Origin of the sequence: Amycolatopsis ruanii (genome assembly GCF_003385175.1) — a bacterium.
GTDB lineage: Bacteria > Actinomycetota > Actinomycetes > Mycobacteriales > Pseudonocardiaceae > Amycolatopsis_E > Amycolatopsis_E thermalba.
This window is the reverse complement of sequence record NZ_PQHY01000121.1, coordinates 1-13,742: the sequence shown is the minus strand read 5'-3', so window position 1 is coordinate 13,742 and position 13,742 is coordinate 1. Positions and strand designations below refer to the sequence as shown.

Annotated in this window: 14 protein-coding genes; 3 read left to right on the top strand and 11 right to left on the bottom strand. The window is 74.4% G+C overall.

The genetic code is table 11. The features are described 5' to 3' along the window. Positions 1-1,036: 1,036 nt before the first annotated feature. Positions 1,037-2,215 carry a dephospho-CoA kinase gene (gene coaE, locus D0D28_RS34040; RefSeq protein ID WP_116115277.1) on the bottom strand — a complete coding sequence of 393 codons (1,179 nt, stop codon included), beginning with the start codon at positions 2,213-2,215 and terminating at the stop codon, positions 1,037-1,039. Between the two features lie 156 nt (positions 2,216-2,371). Between coaE and D0D28_RS34035 the strand changes: the two genes are divergently transcribed. Beyond that, positions 2,372-2,584, top strand: coding sequence for a hypothetical protein (locus tag D0D28_RS34035; protein WP_094006002.1), 213 nt, complete (start codon positions 2,372-2,374; stop codon positions 2,582-2,584). Positions 2,585-2,641: 57 nt separating this feature from the next. On the opposite strand, the gene D0D28_RS34030 is transcribed toward D0D28_RS34035, so the two are convergent. From D0D28_RS34030 to D0D28_RS34000, 8 genes are all read right to left on the bottom strand, one after another. Beyond that, a complete protein-coding gene (locus D0D28_RS34030) occupies positions 2,642-3,760 on the bottom strand; it encodes a S1 family peptidase (protein ID WP_116115272.1) in 1,119 nt (372 codons plus the stop codon). 445 nt (positions 3,761-4,205) lie between these two features. Beyond that, on the bottom strand, positions 4,206-4,391 hold the full coding sequence (locus tag D0D28_RS37215) for a hypothetical protein (protein ID WP_240323464.1): 186 nt from the start codon (positions 4,389-4,391) through the stop codon (positions 4,206-4,208). A 258-nt stretch (positions 4,392-4,649) separates the two neighbouring features. Continuing rightward, complete coding sequence (locus D0D28_RS34020; protein WP_094006000.1) at positions 4,650-5,861, bottom strand: LCP family protein; 1,212 nt, start codon at positions 5,859-5,861, stop codon at positions 4,650-4,652. Between the two features lie 451 nt (positions 5,862-6,312). After that, positions 6,313-6,483, bottom strand: coding sequence for a hypothetical protein (locus D0D28_RS35945; protein WP_162831272.1), 171 nt, complete (start codon positions 6,481-6,483; stop codon positions 6,313-6,315). A 104-nt stretch (positions 6,484-6,587) separates the two neighbouring features. Next, on the bottom strand, positions 6,588-8,906 hold the full coding sequence (locus tag D0D28_RS34015) for an ATP-binding protein (protein ID WP_116115270.1): 2,319 nt from the start codon (positions 8,904-8,906) through the stop codon (positions 6,588-6,590). 30 nt (positions 8,907-8,936) lie between these two features. Beyond that, positions 8,937-9,944 carry an alpha/beta fold hydrolase gene (locus D0D28_RS34010; RefSeq protein WP_116115269.1) on the bottom strand — a complete coding sequence of 336 codons (1,008 nt, stop codon included), beginning with the start codon at positions 9,942-9,944 and terminating at the stop codon, positions 8,937-8,939. Between the two features lie 95 nt (positions 9,945-10,039). After that, entirely contained in the window at positions 10,040-10,885 is an 846-nt protein-coding gene (locus tag D0D28_RS34005; RefSeq protein WP_116115275.1) for an SMP-30/gluconolactonase/LRE family protein, read from the bottom strand. Positions 10,886-10,900: 15 nt separating this feature from the next. Continuing rightward, complete coding sequence (locus tag D0D28_RS34000) at positions 10,901-11,638, bottom strand: FadR/GntR family transcriptional regulator (protein ID WP_094005996.1); 738 nt, start codon at positions 11,636-11,638, stop codon at positions 10,901-10,903. 67 nt (positions 11,639-11,705) lie between these two features. Between D0D28_RS34000 and D0D28_RS33995 the strand changes: the two genes are divergently transcribed. Next, a complete protein-coding gene (locus D0D28_RS33995) occupies positions 11,706-12,074 on the top strand; it encodes a nuclear transport factor 2 family protein (protein ID WP_094005995.1) in 369 nt (122 codons plus the stop codon). On the opposite strand, the gene D0D28_RS33990 is transcribed toward D0D28_RS33995, so the two are convergent. Continuing rightward, complete coding sequence (locus D0D28_RS33990; RefSeq protein WP_116115267.1) at positions 12,071-12,826, bottom strand: class I SAM-dependent methyltransferase; 756 nt, start codon at positions 12,824-12,826, stop codon at positions 12,071-12,073. The genes D0D28_RS33995 and D0D28_RS33990 overlap by 4 nt on opposite strands. 80 nt (positions 12,827-12,906) lie before the next feature. Here D0D28_RS33990 and D0D28_RS33985 point away from each other — a divergent pair, with 80 nt between their 5' ends. Next, on the top strand, positions 12,907-13,497 hold the full coding sequence (locus D0D28_RS33985; protein WP_116115274.1) for a TetR/AcrR family transcriptional regulator: 591 nt from the start codon (positions 12,907-12,909) through the stop codon (positions 13,495-13,497). A 1-nt stretch (position 13,498) separates the two neighbouring features. On the opposite strand, the gene D0D28_RS37445 is transcribed toward D0D28_RS33985, so the two are convergent. Then, positions 13,499-13,627 (bottom strand): hypothetical protein, encoded by a 129-nt coding sequence (locus tag D0D28_RS37445; RefSeq protein ID WP_275895934.1) that lies wholly within the window; start codon positions 13,625-13,627, stop codon positions 13,499-13,501. Positions 13,628-13,742 lie beyond the last annotated feature (115 nt).

Sequence of the window (13,742 nt, the reverse complement as noted above, 5' to 3'; positions counted from 1 at the left end):
GGTTTGGGGGTGCCGGGCAGGGGCAGTTGGGCCGAGTGGGGTGAGCGCTGATGCCGAAGGGCCGGCCCAGCGGCTGCCGCCGCGAAGCGGGCCGGTCAGGTGGCGGCGCCATTGACCGAGCCCGGCCCAGGTGGCCACCACCCGCAGACGAACCGGCCAAGGCTGGCGCCGCCGCGAAGCGGCCGGCCCAGGCGGCCACCGCCGCCGAGCGAACCGGCCAGGGTGGCGGCGCCATCACCGAAGCCACCGGCCCAGACGCGCGCGCCGCAGCGGAGCGGGTCGGCCTGGCGGGCGCCGCCGCCATGAGGGTGGTCAGGGTGGGCGCCGCCGCCAGGTGAACCGGCCCGGGCAGCCAGGCCCGGCCGACCAAAGCAGGCCGCCCCAGCCGAACCGGTCAGGGGACGCGCCGCCGTCAGGCGGACTGGCCCGAGCAGGCCAGCACAGCCGACCAAAGCACACCAGCCCCGGCAGGCCCAGCTCGGCTCGCCGAGGCGGGAACCCTTGCCGGCCCGGGCGAGCCGACTATGCGCCCCGCCGTCAGGCGGACTGGCCCGAGCAGGCCAGCACAGCCGACCAACGCACTCCAGCCCCGGCAGGCCCAGCTCGGCTCGCCGAGGCGGGAACCCCTGCCGGCCCAGGCGAGCCGACTATGCGCCCCGCCGTCAGGCGGACTGGCCCGAGCAGGCCAGCACAGCCGACCAACGCACTCCAGCCCCGGCAGGCCCAGCTCGGCTCGCCGAGGCGAGAGCCCCTGCCGGCCCAGGCGAGCCGGCTATGCGCGCGCCGTCAGGCGGACTGGCCCGAGCAGGCCAGCACAGCCGACCAACGCACTCCAGCCCCGACAGGCCCAGCTCGGCTCGCCGAGGCGGGAACCCTTGCCGGCCCGGGCAAGCCGGCAATGCGCCCCGCCGTCAGGCCGACTGGCCCGAGCAAGCCAGCACAGCCGACCAACGCACTCCAGCCCCGGCAGGCCCAGCTCGGCTGCCCGAGGCGGGAACCCTTGCCGGCCCGGGCAAGCCGGCAATGCGCCCCGCCGTCAGGCGGACCAGCCTGTGCGCTCCGCCCACTGCTCTGCCCTCTGGAAGGCCGCGTTCACCCAGTGCTGTTTCTCCTCCGTGTAGGCCTCCACCGAAGGGTCCGTCGCGTGGGTCTCGGCCAGCTTGGCCTTCACCGTGGCGTACGCGTCGCGCTCAGGGGGGTTCGCTCGCAGCCACGCGGCGAACAACAGCGCCAGCCGCCAGGCCGGGGTGGCCGTACTGCGCACGTGCACGTTCACCGGCCGGCCCGGGTCCGCGCCGTAGTGGAAGCGCTTCGCCCACCGCTCGCCGCCGCCGTCGTCCCACCACTCGCCCTCGGCGCGGACGAAACCGGCGTCGGACAGCGTGTCGGCGAACTCGTCGGCCTGTGCGAGCGTCGAGACGGTCACCTGCAGGTCCAGCACGTCCTTCGCGGGCAGCCCGGGCACCGACGTCGACCCGATGTGGTCCACCCGCAACGCCCGCCCCGCGGTCAGCAGCCGCAAACGGGCCAGCGCGCGGGCCGCCTGCGCCGGCCACGTCTCGTCGTAGGGCACCAGCTCCGGCGGCATCGGCGGGCGCGGCCGGCGCAGGCGCACGTTCTCCTCGAACGGCACCAGCCGCTCGCGCCACAACCGGTCCACCTCGGACAACACGGCCCCCGCCGGGCCGGAGTTGTCCAGCCAGACGTCCGCGACCGCGCGCCGCTGCTCGTCACTGGCCTGCGCCTTGATCCGGGCGCGGGCGTCCTCCTCGGACATCCCGCGCAGCTCCGTCAGCCGCCGCACCCGCGTCTCCACCGGCGCGTCCACGATCAGCACCAGGTGGTAGCTCGGCGCGTACCCGCCCTCGACCAGCAGCGGCACGTCGTGCAGCACGATCCCGTCCGCAGGCACCCGCGCCATCCGCTCCGCGGTGCGGGCGCCGATCAACGGGTGCAGGATCCCGTTCAGCCGGCGGCGGGAGTCCTCGTCCGCGAACGCCTTCGCCGCCAGCGCCGGCCGGTTCAGCCCGCCGTCGTCGCCCAGGACGTCCGCCCCGAAGGCCTCGACCACCTTCGCGAGCCCCTCGGTGCCCGGTTCGACCACCTCGCGCGCGATCGCGTCCGCGTCGATGTGCACCGCGCCGTGCTCCACGAGCCGCGCCGCGACGGTCGACTTCCCCGCCCCGATTCCTCCGGACAACCCCACCCGCAGCATGGTTCGCATTAGACCAGACGCCACGATCGGGTGGTCTTTACTCCCTGATCGGTCTGTAATCGGAACGAGATGGGTGACACGCCGCGGCGCTACTACGCTTCGGGCCTCTCGTTGCGTACGGTGCGCGGCGGGAAAGGTCGCCCACACGGAGGAACGATGCCGCGGAGCAAGCACACCGGAAGGCACCGGCTCGGCACGCCGGGTCTGGTGCACTGCGTCATGCATCGCCCCGTGGCACTGGCACTGGAGGAGTACCGGCGCACCTGGCTGACCGCCCTGCTGGTGCCGGCCAAGCACAGCCTCGCCGGCCTCAAGCGCCGTGCCCGCGCCGCGGCCCTCGAGCGCGCCTGGGCGCCCGCGACCACCTGACCCCGGACACGACGAGCGGCCCCCGCCCGGACGGACGGGGGCCGCTGGTCGTGCCGGTCAGGCCGTGACGAGGGTGAGCCCGTAGGCGGACAGGATCTCGTTCACCGGCTGGAAGTAGGTCGTCCCGCCGCGGGTGCAGTCGCCGGACCCGCCGGAGGTCACGCCCTGCGCCTGGCTGCCGCTGACCCACGAGCCGCCCGAGTCGCCCGGCTCGGCGCACGCGCTGGTCCTGGTCAGCCCGGACACCGAACCCTCCGCGTAGTTGACGGTCTGGTTGGTGGCCTGGATGGTGCCGCAGTGCCAGCCGGTCGTCGACCCGGAGCGGCACACCGACGAGCCGACCGGGGCCGCGGTGTGCCCGGTGACCGTCACGTCCCCGTTGCCGTAACCGTCCACAGTGGGCGAAGGCGTCCAGGACGAGGTGGTGCGGACGTAGCTGTAGTCGTTGCCGGGGAACGACGAGCCCTGGAACGTGCCCATCGCCGACCCGTCCGGCGCGCTCACCGAGTCGCCCGCGCTGCCGCAGTGCCCCGCCGAGACGAACCCGCCCCGCACCGAGAATCCGATGGAGCAGCGGGCGGAACCGTTGATGTAGTAGGCATCGCCGCCGACGACGTCCCCGGCGAACAGCCGCGGCACGGTGGTGGTCTCCTCCACCTGCATGGGGCCGGCGGCGCGGGCCCGGTCGAGGAAGGCCCGTGCCTCGGGGCTCTGGGCGCCGCGCACCACGGTCACCACCACACGGTTGGCCCGCTCGTCGACGTACCAACCGGTCACCTCGCGCGGCGCGGTGAGCGTGTCGAGGCTCGCCTTGGCGGCGTCCAGCGCCGACTCGGTGTGGGCGACCAGGGTGCTGTCCGCGCCGGTGGCCTCGACGGCGTCCGCGCGGGCGGCGTCGGTGATGCCGACGACCAGCTTGCCGGAGGCGGCGTCGTACCAGGCGCCGCCGAACGCCGGGCCGGCCGCGGCCTCGGCGGCGGGGGCGATGCTCGCGGCGGTGGCCTCCTGGGTCAGGCGGGTGCCGGCCTGCTCGGCGGTGAGCCCGAGGTCGCGCTGCATCGCCCCGAGCAGCGGCGAGGCGGGCGCGGCCGCGGCGGCGGTGACCGTGCCGGCGAGCACGGAGCCGACGGCCAGCGCGGTGAGGCCGAGCGTCCGGACGAGGGGTGATCGCGTCATGAGGTGCCTTCCTTCGCTACCGGAGGGGACACGCGCAGTCTGCTGCCCGTCCGGACACCTCCACACCCGCCGGAAGTAGGGTTGGGGATTTTCTCCCCCGGCCGGGCCCGTCCGATCGACGAGTGGCTGGACCATCGGGGCGGTTCGGGGAGTGGCTGAGTGGCTCGACCATTGAGCCAGCCGGGCGGGTGGACCAGTGGGCAGTGGCTGAGTGGTTCAGCCACTCGGCCGGCCGGGACATCGGGCAAGCGGTGGTGGTCGATTGGCTCAGCCACTCGACCGCCCGACTGCTGAGAAAGCACGGGAAGTGGATCAGTGGCTCAGCCACTTGGCATCCGGGCATCCTGGCGGAGCGGCTCGTGCCGAGTGGCTCAGCCACCAGACCACCCGGGCGGGTGGCGAGCCCAGCTGGCAGGGGGAGGATTCCGGACAGCCGGGCGGCTGGCTAGCCGGCGTACCGCCTCGCCAGGGCGCGGAGCCGCCGTGCGGCCTGGGTGGCGTCCTCGGCGGAGAGCGGTGCGCCGGCCGTGGCGCCGAGGTGCGAGATCTGGTCGGCGAGGCGCTGGTGCTCGCGGCTGGCGTGCTCCCGGCAGAGCAGGCAGGTGACGCTTTCCGGGCGCGTGGAGGTCATCGCGTAGGGCACGCGCGCCGCAGCCGGTGGGGACCTCCGCTGGGGCGTCGGCCGTGAGGCCGAACGTCGAGGTGATCAGGCCGCGCAGCGCGGGGCCGGCGTGCGCGACGGCCCGCTCCACGTGGATGTGCGGGTCGCTCGTCAGCTCACTCCGCGGGTCGCTCATCGGCTCACGCCGCCGGCGCTCGTCAGCTCACTCCGCGGGTCGCTCATCAGCTCACGCCGCCGGCGCTCATCAGTTCACGCCGCCGTCGCTCGTCAGCTCACGCAGCCCGACAGGTCCGTGGTGGGCGTCTGCTGCACCGTGGCCGACGGCGTCGTCGTGGGGGCGCCCGCCGTCTCCGCGGCCTGCTTCGCCACGCTCGTCGGTGTCGACGACGTGCTGGTGGCCGGCGTCGAGCGACCGAGCAGGGCGTCGATGAAGTCGCGCACCTGCACCGGGTCGACCTTGACCGCGTCGCCGTCGTAGGGGGTCGGCAGGCTCAGGCTCTGCACCGGGATCGTGGCGAACGTGATCGCCCCCGCGGTCAGGTTGTGCATCTGCTCGGCGAAGGTCAGCACGTCCCAGCCCTGGTCGATGATCACCGACTGCTGCACCGCGTCGATGAGCGCGGACAGCCTGACCGGGTTGGCGAGCGTCCCGGCGCCGAGCACCACCTGCGCCATCCCCGACAGGAACGCCTGCTGCCGCGCGATCCGGCCCAGGTCGCTGCCCGGCACGCCGTGCCGCTGCCGCACGAACGCCAGCGCCTGCGCCCCGGACAGGGTCTGCTCCCCCGCCGGGAAGTTCGCGCCCGAATAGCTGTCGTGCACCGGCTCCTTCAGGCACACCGGCACCCCGCCGACGGCGTTGCTCAGCGCGAAGAACCCGGCCAGGTTCACCGCCGCGTAGTGGTTGATCGTCAGGCCGGTGAAGTCCTCGACCGTCTCGATCGCCGTCCGCGCCCCCGCCGCCGACGCCGCGCGCTCCAGCTCCGCCCCGGTCAGGCCCTGCTCGCGCAGCGTGTCCAGCGCCTCCTGCTTGCCGTAGGTGTACGCCGAGTTGATCTTGTGCTTGCCGTGGCCGCCGGCGATCTGGACGTAGGAGTCGCGCGGGATCGAGATGGCCGTCGCGGAACCGCCGCCGGCCGGGATGTGCACCACGATCATCGTGTCGGTGGTGTCGCCGCCGTCCGCGGCGTCCCCGGCGTGCAGCTGGTCGAGCACGTCCTGCGGCAGCGGGTTGCCCCGCACGTCGGTGCGCGAGTCGAGGCCGACCAGCAGGATGTTCTGGTCCACCGACAGGCTCGCCCGGCCGCTGGGCACCTGGGCGGACGGCGCGATCACGTCCGCGGTGGCCAGCCCGGTGTCCAGGCGGGACAGCTGGGTCCAGGCGTACCCGGTGCCGCCGAGCACGAGCAGCGACGCCAGCCCGACCGCGGTGTACGCCACCGGGCGCCAGCGGTGACCCCGCGCAGGCGCGGCGGTCACTCCCCGTCTGCGCAGCACCCCGGTTCCCCCTCGGATTTTCACTCGATCCAGCTAACACCAGGATCCACGAGAAATCTGACAGTTTGCTGTGAAATCCGGGCCGCGGCCGATGAACTTCTCGTCACGGCGAAAGCCGCCCCGGGCTGCGGGGCGGCTTTCGCGTGGCATTGGAGTGAGCGCGGCGGGGTGCCGGAGTTCGCGGGCAGGCTGGGCACGACCCGCCGCGCTCGACCGGCCGGCACGCGAGGGGGAGGGCGGCGCCGGACGGCTGGATTGTGAGGTGGTGCTGGGCGGTGAGGTGGTACTGGGCAGTGCGGTGGCGCGGGACTGCGACGCCGAGCTGAGCTGTGACGTCCTGCTGGGCTGTCACGTCCTGCTGGGGTGCGACGTCCAGCCGGACTCTGCCGTGGTGCTGGGCAGTGGTGCTGTGCCGTGTCGTGCGGGACTGGGGTCAGGAAGCCGTCGCGGTGGTCCCGACCGTGCGGGCGAGCGCCCAGGACGGCGGACCGCACTGCGGCCGCCAGGTGCCCAGGTGCACCCACTGCCGTCCCCAGCTGTACCCGGCGAGCACCACCTGGCGGTGGCACCGCGGACAGGGCTGCGGCGGCGAATCGACCTTCATGACCACCCCTTCCGGTGTTCTCGGCTCCGGTCGCGAATACCAGAGTGCCTCGAACGAGGGGCCGGGGAACCGGGAGTCCTACGCATCTGGGTACGTAGACCGGGCTACGTACCGTCCGCGGAGCCGGCGCGCTGCTCGGTCAGCCAGGCCGCGATCTGGGCGCGCGAGGTGAAGCCCAGCTTGGTCAGGATGTTCTCCACGTGCGTCTCCGCGGTGCGCTGCGCGATCACCAGCCGGGCGGCGATCTGCTTGTTGCTCAGCCCCTCGGCGACCAGTTCGGCGATCTCGCGCTCACGCCGGGTCAGCCCGCCGGGCAGGCTCTCCCGGCCCCGCCGGGGCGCGCGCGGCCCGCCCGGCTGAGCCGCAAGGGCGTACGCGATCGCCTCGTCGACGCCGAACCCGCTGGTCGCGCCGAACGCGGCGGTGTAGCCGGCGTCGCCGAGCGCCGCGCGGGCCCGCCCCTCGCACTCCTCGTCGAACTGCCGGTACGGCCCGGTCTCGGCGACCCCGGCGCCGCTGATCCGCCAGACCGCGCGGGACGCGCCGAGCAGCCCGGCGGCCCGTTCGTGCTCCCCCGCCGCGCCCGCGCACCAGGCCAGCGCCGTCAGCGTGAAGGCCAGCTGGGTGCGGTCGGTCTGGCGCATCGCGATGGCCTCGCGCAGCAGCGCCGACGCGCGGCGGTGATCGCCCCGCCGCCAGGTGTTGATCGCCACCGCCCACAGTGCGTACGCCTTGGTCCAGTCGGCCTGGTGCCGCTCGCACTGCGCGAGCGCCGCCTCGGCCACCGTCAGGCCCTCGGGGGCGTCCAGGAAGAACAACGCCGCGGCCAGCAGGATCCGCGTGTTGCACGCCTGCAGTTCGTCGCCGGTGCGCCGGAACCCGTCCAGGGCCTGCTCCAGCAGCTCGCGGCCGCGCGCCAGGTCGCCCAGGAACATCGAGCCCATCCCCGCGCACTGGGCCCAGCCGGCCCGCAGGTTGTCGTCGTCCAGGGCCTCGGCCAGTTCGCGCAGCTCGCCGAGCAGCGCGCGGGCCCGCTCCTCGTCACCGATCTGGATCGCCACGAACGCCGCGCCCTGCAGCGCGCGGGCGTGGCCGGGGGTGTCGCGGGCGGTGTCCTGGGCCAGCGACGCCAGCAGCCAGCGGTAGCCCTCGCGCACGTAGCCGCCGGCGAACCAGTAGTCCCACAGCGGCCCGGTGATCTCCGCGGCGCGGCAGGTGCCCTCCGGGCCGCCGTCCAGGCAGTGTTCCAGCGCGACGCGGATGTTCGGCTGCTCGCGGCGCATCCGCTCGACCCAGTCCAGCTGGTGCGGGCCGAAGTTCTCGTCCCGGTAGCGGCGGGCCAGCCGGGTGCAGTGGTCCACCTGGCGGGCGCGCACGGCGTCCTCGCGGCCGGACAGCACGAGCTTGACGTGCCCGTACTCGCGGACCGTCTCCAGCATCCCGTACCACGCCGCCCGCCCGAAGGTGCCGTTCCGCCGGGCCAGGATCGACTTGTCCACCATGCCGGCGATCAGGTCGAGCACCTCGTCCGAGCCGATGCCGACCGCGCCGCACACCGCCTCGGCGGCCTCCAGGTCGAAGCCGCCGGCGAACACCGACAGCGCCGACCACACCGCCTGCTCGGCGCGGCTGCACAGGTCGTAGCTCCACGCGATCGCCGCCTCCAGCGTCTGCTGGCGGTCCGGCGCGGTGCGGCTGCCGTCGGTGAGCAGCCGGAACCGGTCGTCCAGGCGCTGCAGCAGCTGCTCGAGCGAGAGCACCCGCAGCCGCACCGCGGCCAGCTCCAGCGCCAGCGGGATGCCGTCGAGGCGGCGGCAGACGCGGACCACCGTGTCGCGGTTGGACGCGTCCACGGCGAACCCGGGCACCACGGCGGCGGCGCGCTCGGCGAACAACGTCACCGCCTCGACCGAGGGCTCCCCCTCCGACGGGACCGGCAGCGGCGGCACGACGAGCACCTGCTCACCGTCGGCGCGCAGCAGCTGGCGGCTGGTGGCCAGCACCCGCACCGAGGAGGTGGCCGACAGCAGCTTGGCGACCAGCACCGCGCACGCGTCCAGCACGTGCTCGCAGTTGTCCAGCACCAGCAGCACGCGCTGGTCCTCGAGGTACTCGGCGAGCCCGCCCACCTGCGCGCCCGCCTCATCGGTCAGGCCCAGGGTGGTGGCGATCGTGTGGGCCAGCAGGGCGGGATCACGCAGCTCGGCCAGCGGCACGAACCACACGCCGTCGGGGAACGCCCGCCACCGGTCGGCGGCCGCGCGCAGGGCGAGCCGGGTCTTGCCGACCCCACCGACCCCGGTCAGGGTCACCAGCCGGGCCGAGGCCAGCAGGCGGCGGGTTTCGGCGAGCTCGCGGCGCCGTCCCACGAAACTGGTCAGCTCGCTGGGAAGGTTGCCGGCGCCCCGCGACACGTCGGGCATCAGCCGATTCTATGCCCGGTTCCGCGCTGATCAGGCGGTGCGACGGCGGCCGTGGCGCCGCAGCAGGGCCACCAGGTGCGCGTTGACCTGCGCCGGGTGCTCCAGCGGGAAGGCGTGCCCGGCGTCGGGCAGGATCACCAGATCGGCGCCGGGGACCGCCCGCGCGATCGCCTCGCTGTTCCCCGGCGGCGTGACGACGTCGTCCGAACCGGCCAGGACGAGGCAGTCGACGCGCTCCAGCGCGGCCAGCGCGGCGGTCTTGTCGTGCACCCGGAACTGGGGGAAGAAGTCGGCCAGGACCTCCAGCGGCGTCTGCCCGATCTGCTCCACCAGGAACTCGGCCACGGGCGGCGGGACCTCGGAGGCGAACGCGTGCCGGGGCACCAGCGCGCCGGTCAGCTCGCGCACCGGTCCGGACAGGACGCGGGCCCGCGGCAGCAGCGCGAGTGCCCACGGGATGACCCAGTGCAGCGCGCGCATCCCGGGGCGGGGCAGGCCGAGGTCGCCGAGCACCGGTTCGGCGCTGGTGGCGAGCAGCGCGGTGGCGGCGACGCGGGTGCCGAACAGCTCCGGCTCCTGCTCGGCCAGCGCCATGATCGTCATGCCGCCCATCGAGTGCCCGGCGAGGACGACGGGCCCGCGGGGCGTGGTCTGGTCGAGCACCGCGCGCAGGTCGCGGCCGAGCTGGTCGACGGTCGCGTGCGCGGCCGGGCCGCGCCGGGAGCGTCCGTGCCCGCGCTGGTCCCAGGTCACGACCCGGGCGTGGCGGGCGAGCTCGGGGACCTGGAAGCACCAGCTCGCGCCGGAGAGGGCGTAGCCGTGGCACAGCACGACGGTGACCGGGGCGTGCGGATCGCCGAAGACCTCGGCGTGCAGGGCGACGCCGTCGTCGGCGACGACCGTCCGGGCTTCGCCGCGGGCGCAGGTGAGCGGGACGGCCGCCGGGCCGGCCGGTCCCCCGGTCGCGGCACGCAGCGCGGTCCGGGTCAGCGCGAGCCCGGCCGCCAGGCCCGGCTCCACCGCCTTCACCGCTCGCATGTCTCTCCTCCGGCGCGCACACCACGACACGATGACCTTGCCGGGTCGTGCCGGAACCGGGGCACCGGGAAAGTACGTAGTCCGGTACCGAGATGTCAGCAGCCGGAAAAGCGGTGGGCCGGCAGCCCGCGCACGCCGGGCCGCAGCCGGAACAGGGACCCGGCCTCGGGCTGGGTGCCCTCCTCGACGCCCTGCCGGGACGTCGTCACGTACAGCTCGTCCAGGTCCGGGCCGCCGAAGGCGCACGCGGTGACCTGCGTGACCGGGAACCCGGCGCGGGCCACCTGCTCGCCGTCCGGGGTGTAGCAGTGGACGGCCCCGCCGCCCCACAGCGCGACCCAGAGGTTGCCCTCGGCGTCGACGGTGAGGCCGTCCGGCGAGCCCACCTCCGCCGGGATCGTGACCACCGTGCGCCGGTGCGTGAGCCCCGCCGCGGCGGTGTAGTCGAAGGCGTCGATCCGTCCGGTGGGGGTGTCGACGTAGTAGGCGGTGCCGCCGTCCGGGCTCCACGCGAGGCCATTGGAGACGGTGACGCCGGTGAGCACCGTGGTGACCGAGCCGTCCGGGTCCAGCCGGTGCAGGGCACCGGCGCCCGGGGTGCCGTCGTAGGCCATCGAACCGCAGTAGAACCGGCCGTCCGGATCGCAGCCGCCGTCGTTCATCCGCACGCCCGGATCGGTCCACACCTCCGGCAGCGGCCGCACCGCGGTGAGCGCGCCGTCGGCGAGGGCGAACCCGCGCTCCAGCGCCAGAACCACCCCGCCGCCGGTACCCGGCCGCAGCGCCGCCGCGACCGCGCCCACGTGGTGGCGGCGGACCTCGCCACCGTCCAGTTCCAGCACGTCCCCGGCGAGCATGTCCACCCACCGCACGCCCGGCCACTCCGGCGCCCACACCGGCCCTTCGCCGTGCGCGGCCACCGGCCCGGTCGCCTGGTCCACAGTGGACACCACGGGTCAGTCCCCCTCGGTCCGCATCCGCCCCACCGCGTCGGTGGTGGTCTCGATCAGCCGCCGCATCGCCCGCGCGGCCGCCGTGGGACGGCGGCCGCGGACCGCGACCAGCACCGCCTGGTGCAGGGGCAGCGTCGCGGCCACCCCGCCCGGCGCGTGCGAGCTGGCGGCCAGTCCGTGGTGCAGGCTCGCCTCCAGCAGGCGGCCCAGCTGCTCGACGAGCTGGTTGCCGCTCGCGCGCAGCAGGGTCAGGTGGAAGGCGAGGTCGGCCTCGACGAACGCGTCGGCGTCCGCGTCGTCCCGGCCCGCTTCCCCGGCCATCCGGGCGCAGGCGTCCTCCAGGACCGCGAGCTGCTCGCCGGTCGCGCGCTCGGCGGCCAGCCGCGCCGCGCCGGGCTCGACCATCAGCCGCAGCTCGAGCAGGTCGCGCAGGAACGCCGCGTCGGAGAGCTGACCGTGCCAGCTGATCACCTCGCGGTCCATCAGGTTCCACTGCTCGCGCGGCAGCACCCGGGTGCCCAGCCGGGGCCGCGGTTCGACGAGCCCCTTGGCGGCCAGCGCCTTGACCGCCTCGCGCACCCCGCCGCGGCTCACGTTCAGCTGGGCGGCCAGGTCGGCCTCGTTGGGCAGCTGGCTACCGTGGCCGAGTTCGCCCGACACGATGCGCCGCCCCAGCCATTCGACGACCTGGCCGTGGAGGGTGCGGTGCCGCCCGAGCGGCCCGGCCTGACTCCTGCTCACGGAGCAATCCTCGAATCATTGATCCATGAAGTCAACGCGCCGGGCGGACCGGATAGGATCTCCGATCATGGATGCGCGCGAGTTCACCGAACACTGGGTCACCGCCTGGAACGCCCACGACCTGGACGCCCTGCTGGCACACTTCACCGAGGACGTGGTGTTCACCTCGCCGGTGGCGGCCCAGCTGACCGGCTCCGCGGTGATCCGCGGCAAGGACGCGCTGCGCGCGTACTGGAGCGAAGGACTGCGGCGGATCCCCGATCTGCGGTTCGAGGTGATCGGCGTCTACTCCGGTGTGGACACCCTGGTCATCAACTACCGCAACCAGAAGGGTGGCCTGGTCAACGAGGTGCTGCGCTTCGAGGGCGCGCTGGTCCGCGAGGGACACGGCACCTACCTGGGCGACGACGACAACCCCGCGGGCGCCACCGCCTAGGTCCGCACCGTGGCCACCGCCAGCGTGGTGAACGTCTTCGTGAAGGCGCCGCCGAGCTCGTCGATCGCGGCGCCGACCGCGGTCAGGATCTCCGCCTGCGCGGTGGCCGGGAGGCGGGTCAGGCCGCCGGTGGTGGGCAGCAGGTCCAGCCACTCGTCCCGGGTGCAGGTCCGCTCCCGGTCGAACCGCCAGTGCTCCGGTTCGGCGAACGCGCCCGTCTCGCGGATGCTCGCGGCGACCCGTTCGAAACCGGCCCGGTGCATCTCCACCGCGTTGCCCGCCGGCTGCCCGGCGAACGGCGAATCGGGTACCACGCGGCGGAAGACCTCGGCGAAGACCTCCGCCACCGCGGGCGGCGATTCGAAGACGTGCGCGAACACCGCCAGCAGCCCGCCGGGGCGCAGCACCTCCCCCGCCTTGGCCGCGCCGGCGTCCGGGTCCACCCAGTGCCACGCCTGGCCGGCCACGACCGCGTCGAACACGCGGCCCGCCGGGTCCCACGCCTCGAACGTGGCCACCTCGACCTCGACGCCGGTGCGCCGCGCGAACTCCGCCATCCGCGCGTCCGGGTCGACGCCGAGCACGCGGCACCCGGCTGCCTGGAACTGCCGGGCCTCGATGCCGGTGCCGCACCCCACGTCGAGCACCGCGGGGCCCGGGCTGGCGGCGACGACGCGGTCGATCAACGCGGCGGGATACGACGGCCGGGCGCGGTCGTAGCGTCCGGCATCGGCACCGAAGGACTCCGCCATCTCGCGGGCTGCATGTGAAGTGGGCATGCGCCCACCGTAGTGGGCAGATGCCCACTACGGCAACGGGGACAATGGTCGTCATGCCAACCGGGGTGCACATCCGTGACGCGCGCCAGCAGCTGTTCGACGCCGCCGAACGCGTCCTGCTCCGCGACGGGGCGAGCGCGCTCACCAGCCGTGCGGTCACCGCCGAGGCGGGTGTGGCCAAGGGTGTGCTGCACCGGCACTTCGCCGACTTCGACGCCTTCCTCGCCGAACTCGTGCAGGACCGCATCAACCGGATGACGGACCAGAGCGCGGCGCTGCGCGCGTCGGCGGGCACCGGCACCGTGACGGACACCCTGACCACGGCCCTGACCGAGCTGTTCGACCCGGTGGCGGTCGCGATCGTCGGCCTGGTGATCTTCCGCGACGAGCTGCGCGCCCGGCTCGGGCGCGGCCAGGGCATCCCGGTCCTCGCCGAAGCCGCCGCCATGTTCGCCGGCTACCTCGCCGAGGAGCGCGCGCTGGGCCGCATCGCCGCCGACGCCGACGTGGACTCGCTCGCGCTGTCGCTGATCGGCTCCGGGCACCTGCTCTTCGCCGACCGCGCGAACCGCCCGGACCCCGTGGTGCTCGGCCAGGTCGTGGAGACCGTCCTCGCCGACGCCGTGCAACGACGCCTGCTCTGACTCACCGGCTCAGCCGCCGCACCGCGATCCCCGCGCCGAGGATCAGCACCAGCACGGTGAACGACCACCCGCGTTTCTCCTCGGTCCGCTCCCGGGTGGACACCTGCTCCGCCGGTTTCTTCGTGGTCACCGGACGCCGGGGTTTCGTGGTGGACGGCGGCGGCGGGGTGACCTTCGGCGGGGGCTTCGGTGTCGTCACCGGCCGGGGCGGCGGGCTCGGCACCGGCGGTGGCGGAGGCACGGGT

What these genes read in the sequence shown, in the direction of transcription:
- coaE (WP_116115277.1), bottom strand. Translation starts at nt 2,215, where the DNA reads ATGCTGCGGGTGGGGTTGTCCGGAGGAATCGGGGCGGGGAAGTCGACC.
- D0D28_RS34035 (WP_094006002.1), top strand. Translation starts at nt 2,372, where the DNA reads ATGCCGCGGAGCAAGCACACCGGAAGGCACCGGCTCGGCACGCCGGGT.
- D0D28_RS34030 (WP_116115272.1), bottom strand. Translation starts at nt 3,760, where the DNA reads ATGACGCGATCACCCCTCGTCCGGACGCTCGGCCTCACCGCGCTGGCC.
- D0D28_RS37215 (WP_240323464.1), bottom strand. Translation starts at nt 4,391, where the DNA reads ATGACCTCCACGCGCCCGGAAAGCGTCACCTGCCTGCTCTGCCGGGAG.
- D0D28_RS35945 (WP_162831272.1), bottom strand. Translation starts at nt 6,483, where the DNA reads ATGAAGGTCGATTCGCCGCCGCAGCCCTGTCCGCGGTGCCACCGCCAG.
- D0D28_RS34015 (WP_116115270.1), bottom strand. Translation starts at nt 8,906, where the DNA reads ATGCCCGACGTGTCGCGGGGCGCCGGCAACCTTCCCAGCGAGCTGACC.
- D0D28_RS34010 (WP_116115269.1), bottom strand. Translation starts at nt 9,944, where the DNA reads ATGCGAGCGGTGAAGGCGGTGGAGCCGGGCCTGGCGGCCGGGCTCGCG.
- D0D28_RS33995 (WP_094005995.1), top strand. Translation starts at nt 11,706, where the DNA reads ATGGATGCGCGCGAGTTCACCGAACACTGGGTCACCGCCTGGAACGCC.
- D0D28_RS33990 (WP_116115267.1), bottom strand. Translation starts at nt 12,826, where the DNA reads ATGGCGGAGTCCTTCGGTGCCGATGCCGGACGCTACGACCGCGCCCGG.
- D0D28_RS33985 (WP_116115274.1), top strand. Translation starts at nt 12,907, where the DNA reads ATGCCAACCGGGGTGCACATCCGTGACGCGCGCCAGCAGCTGTTCGAC.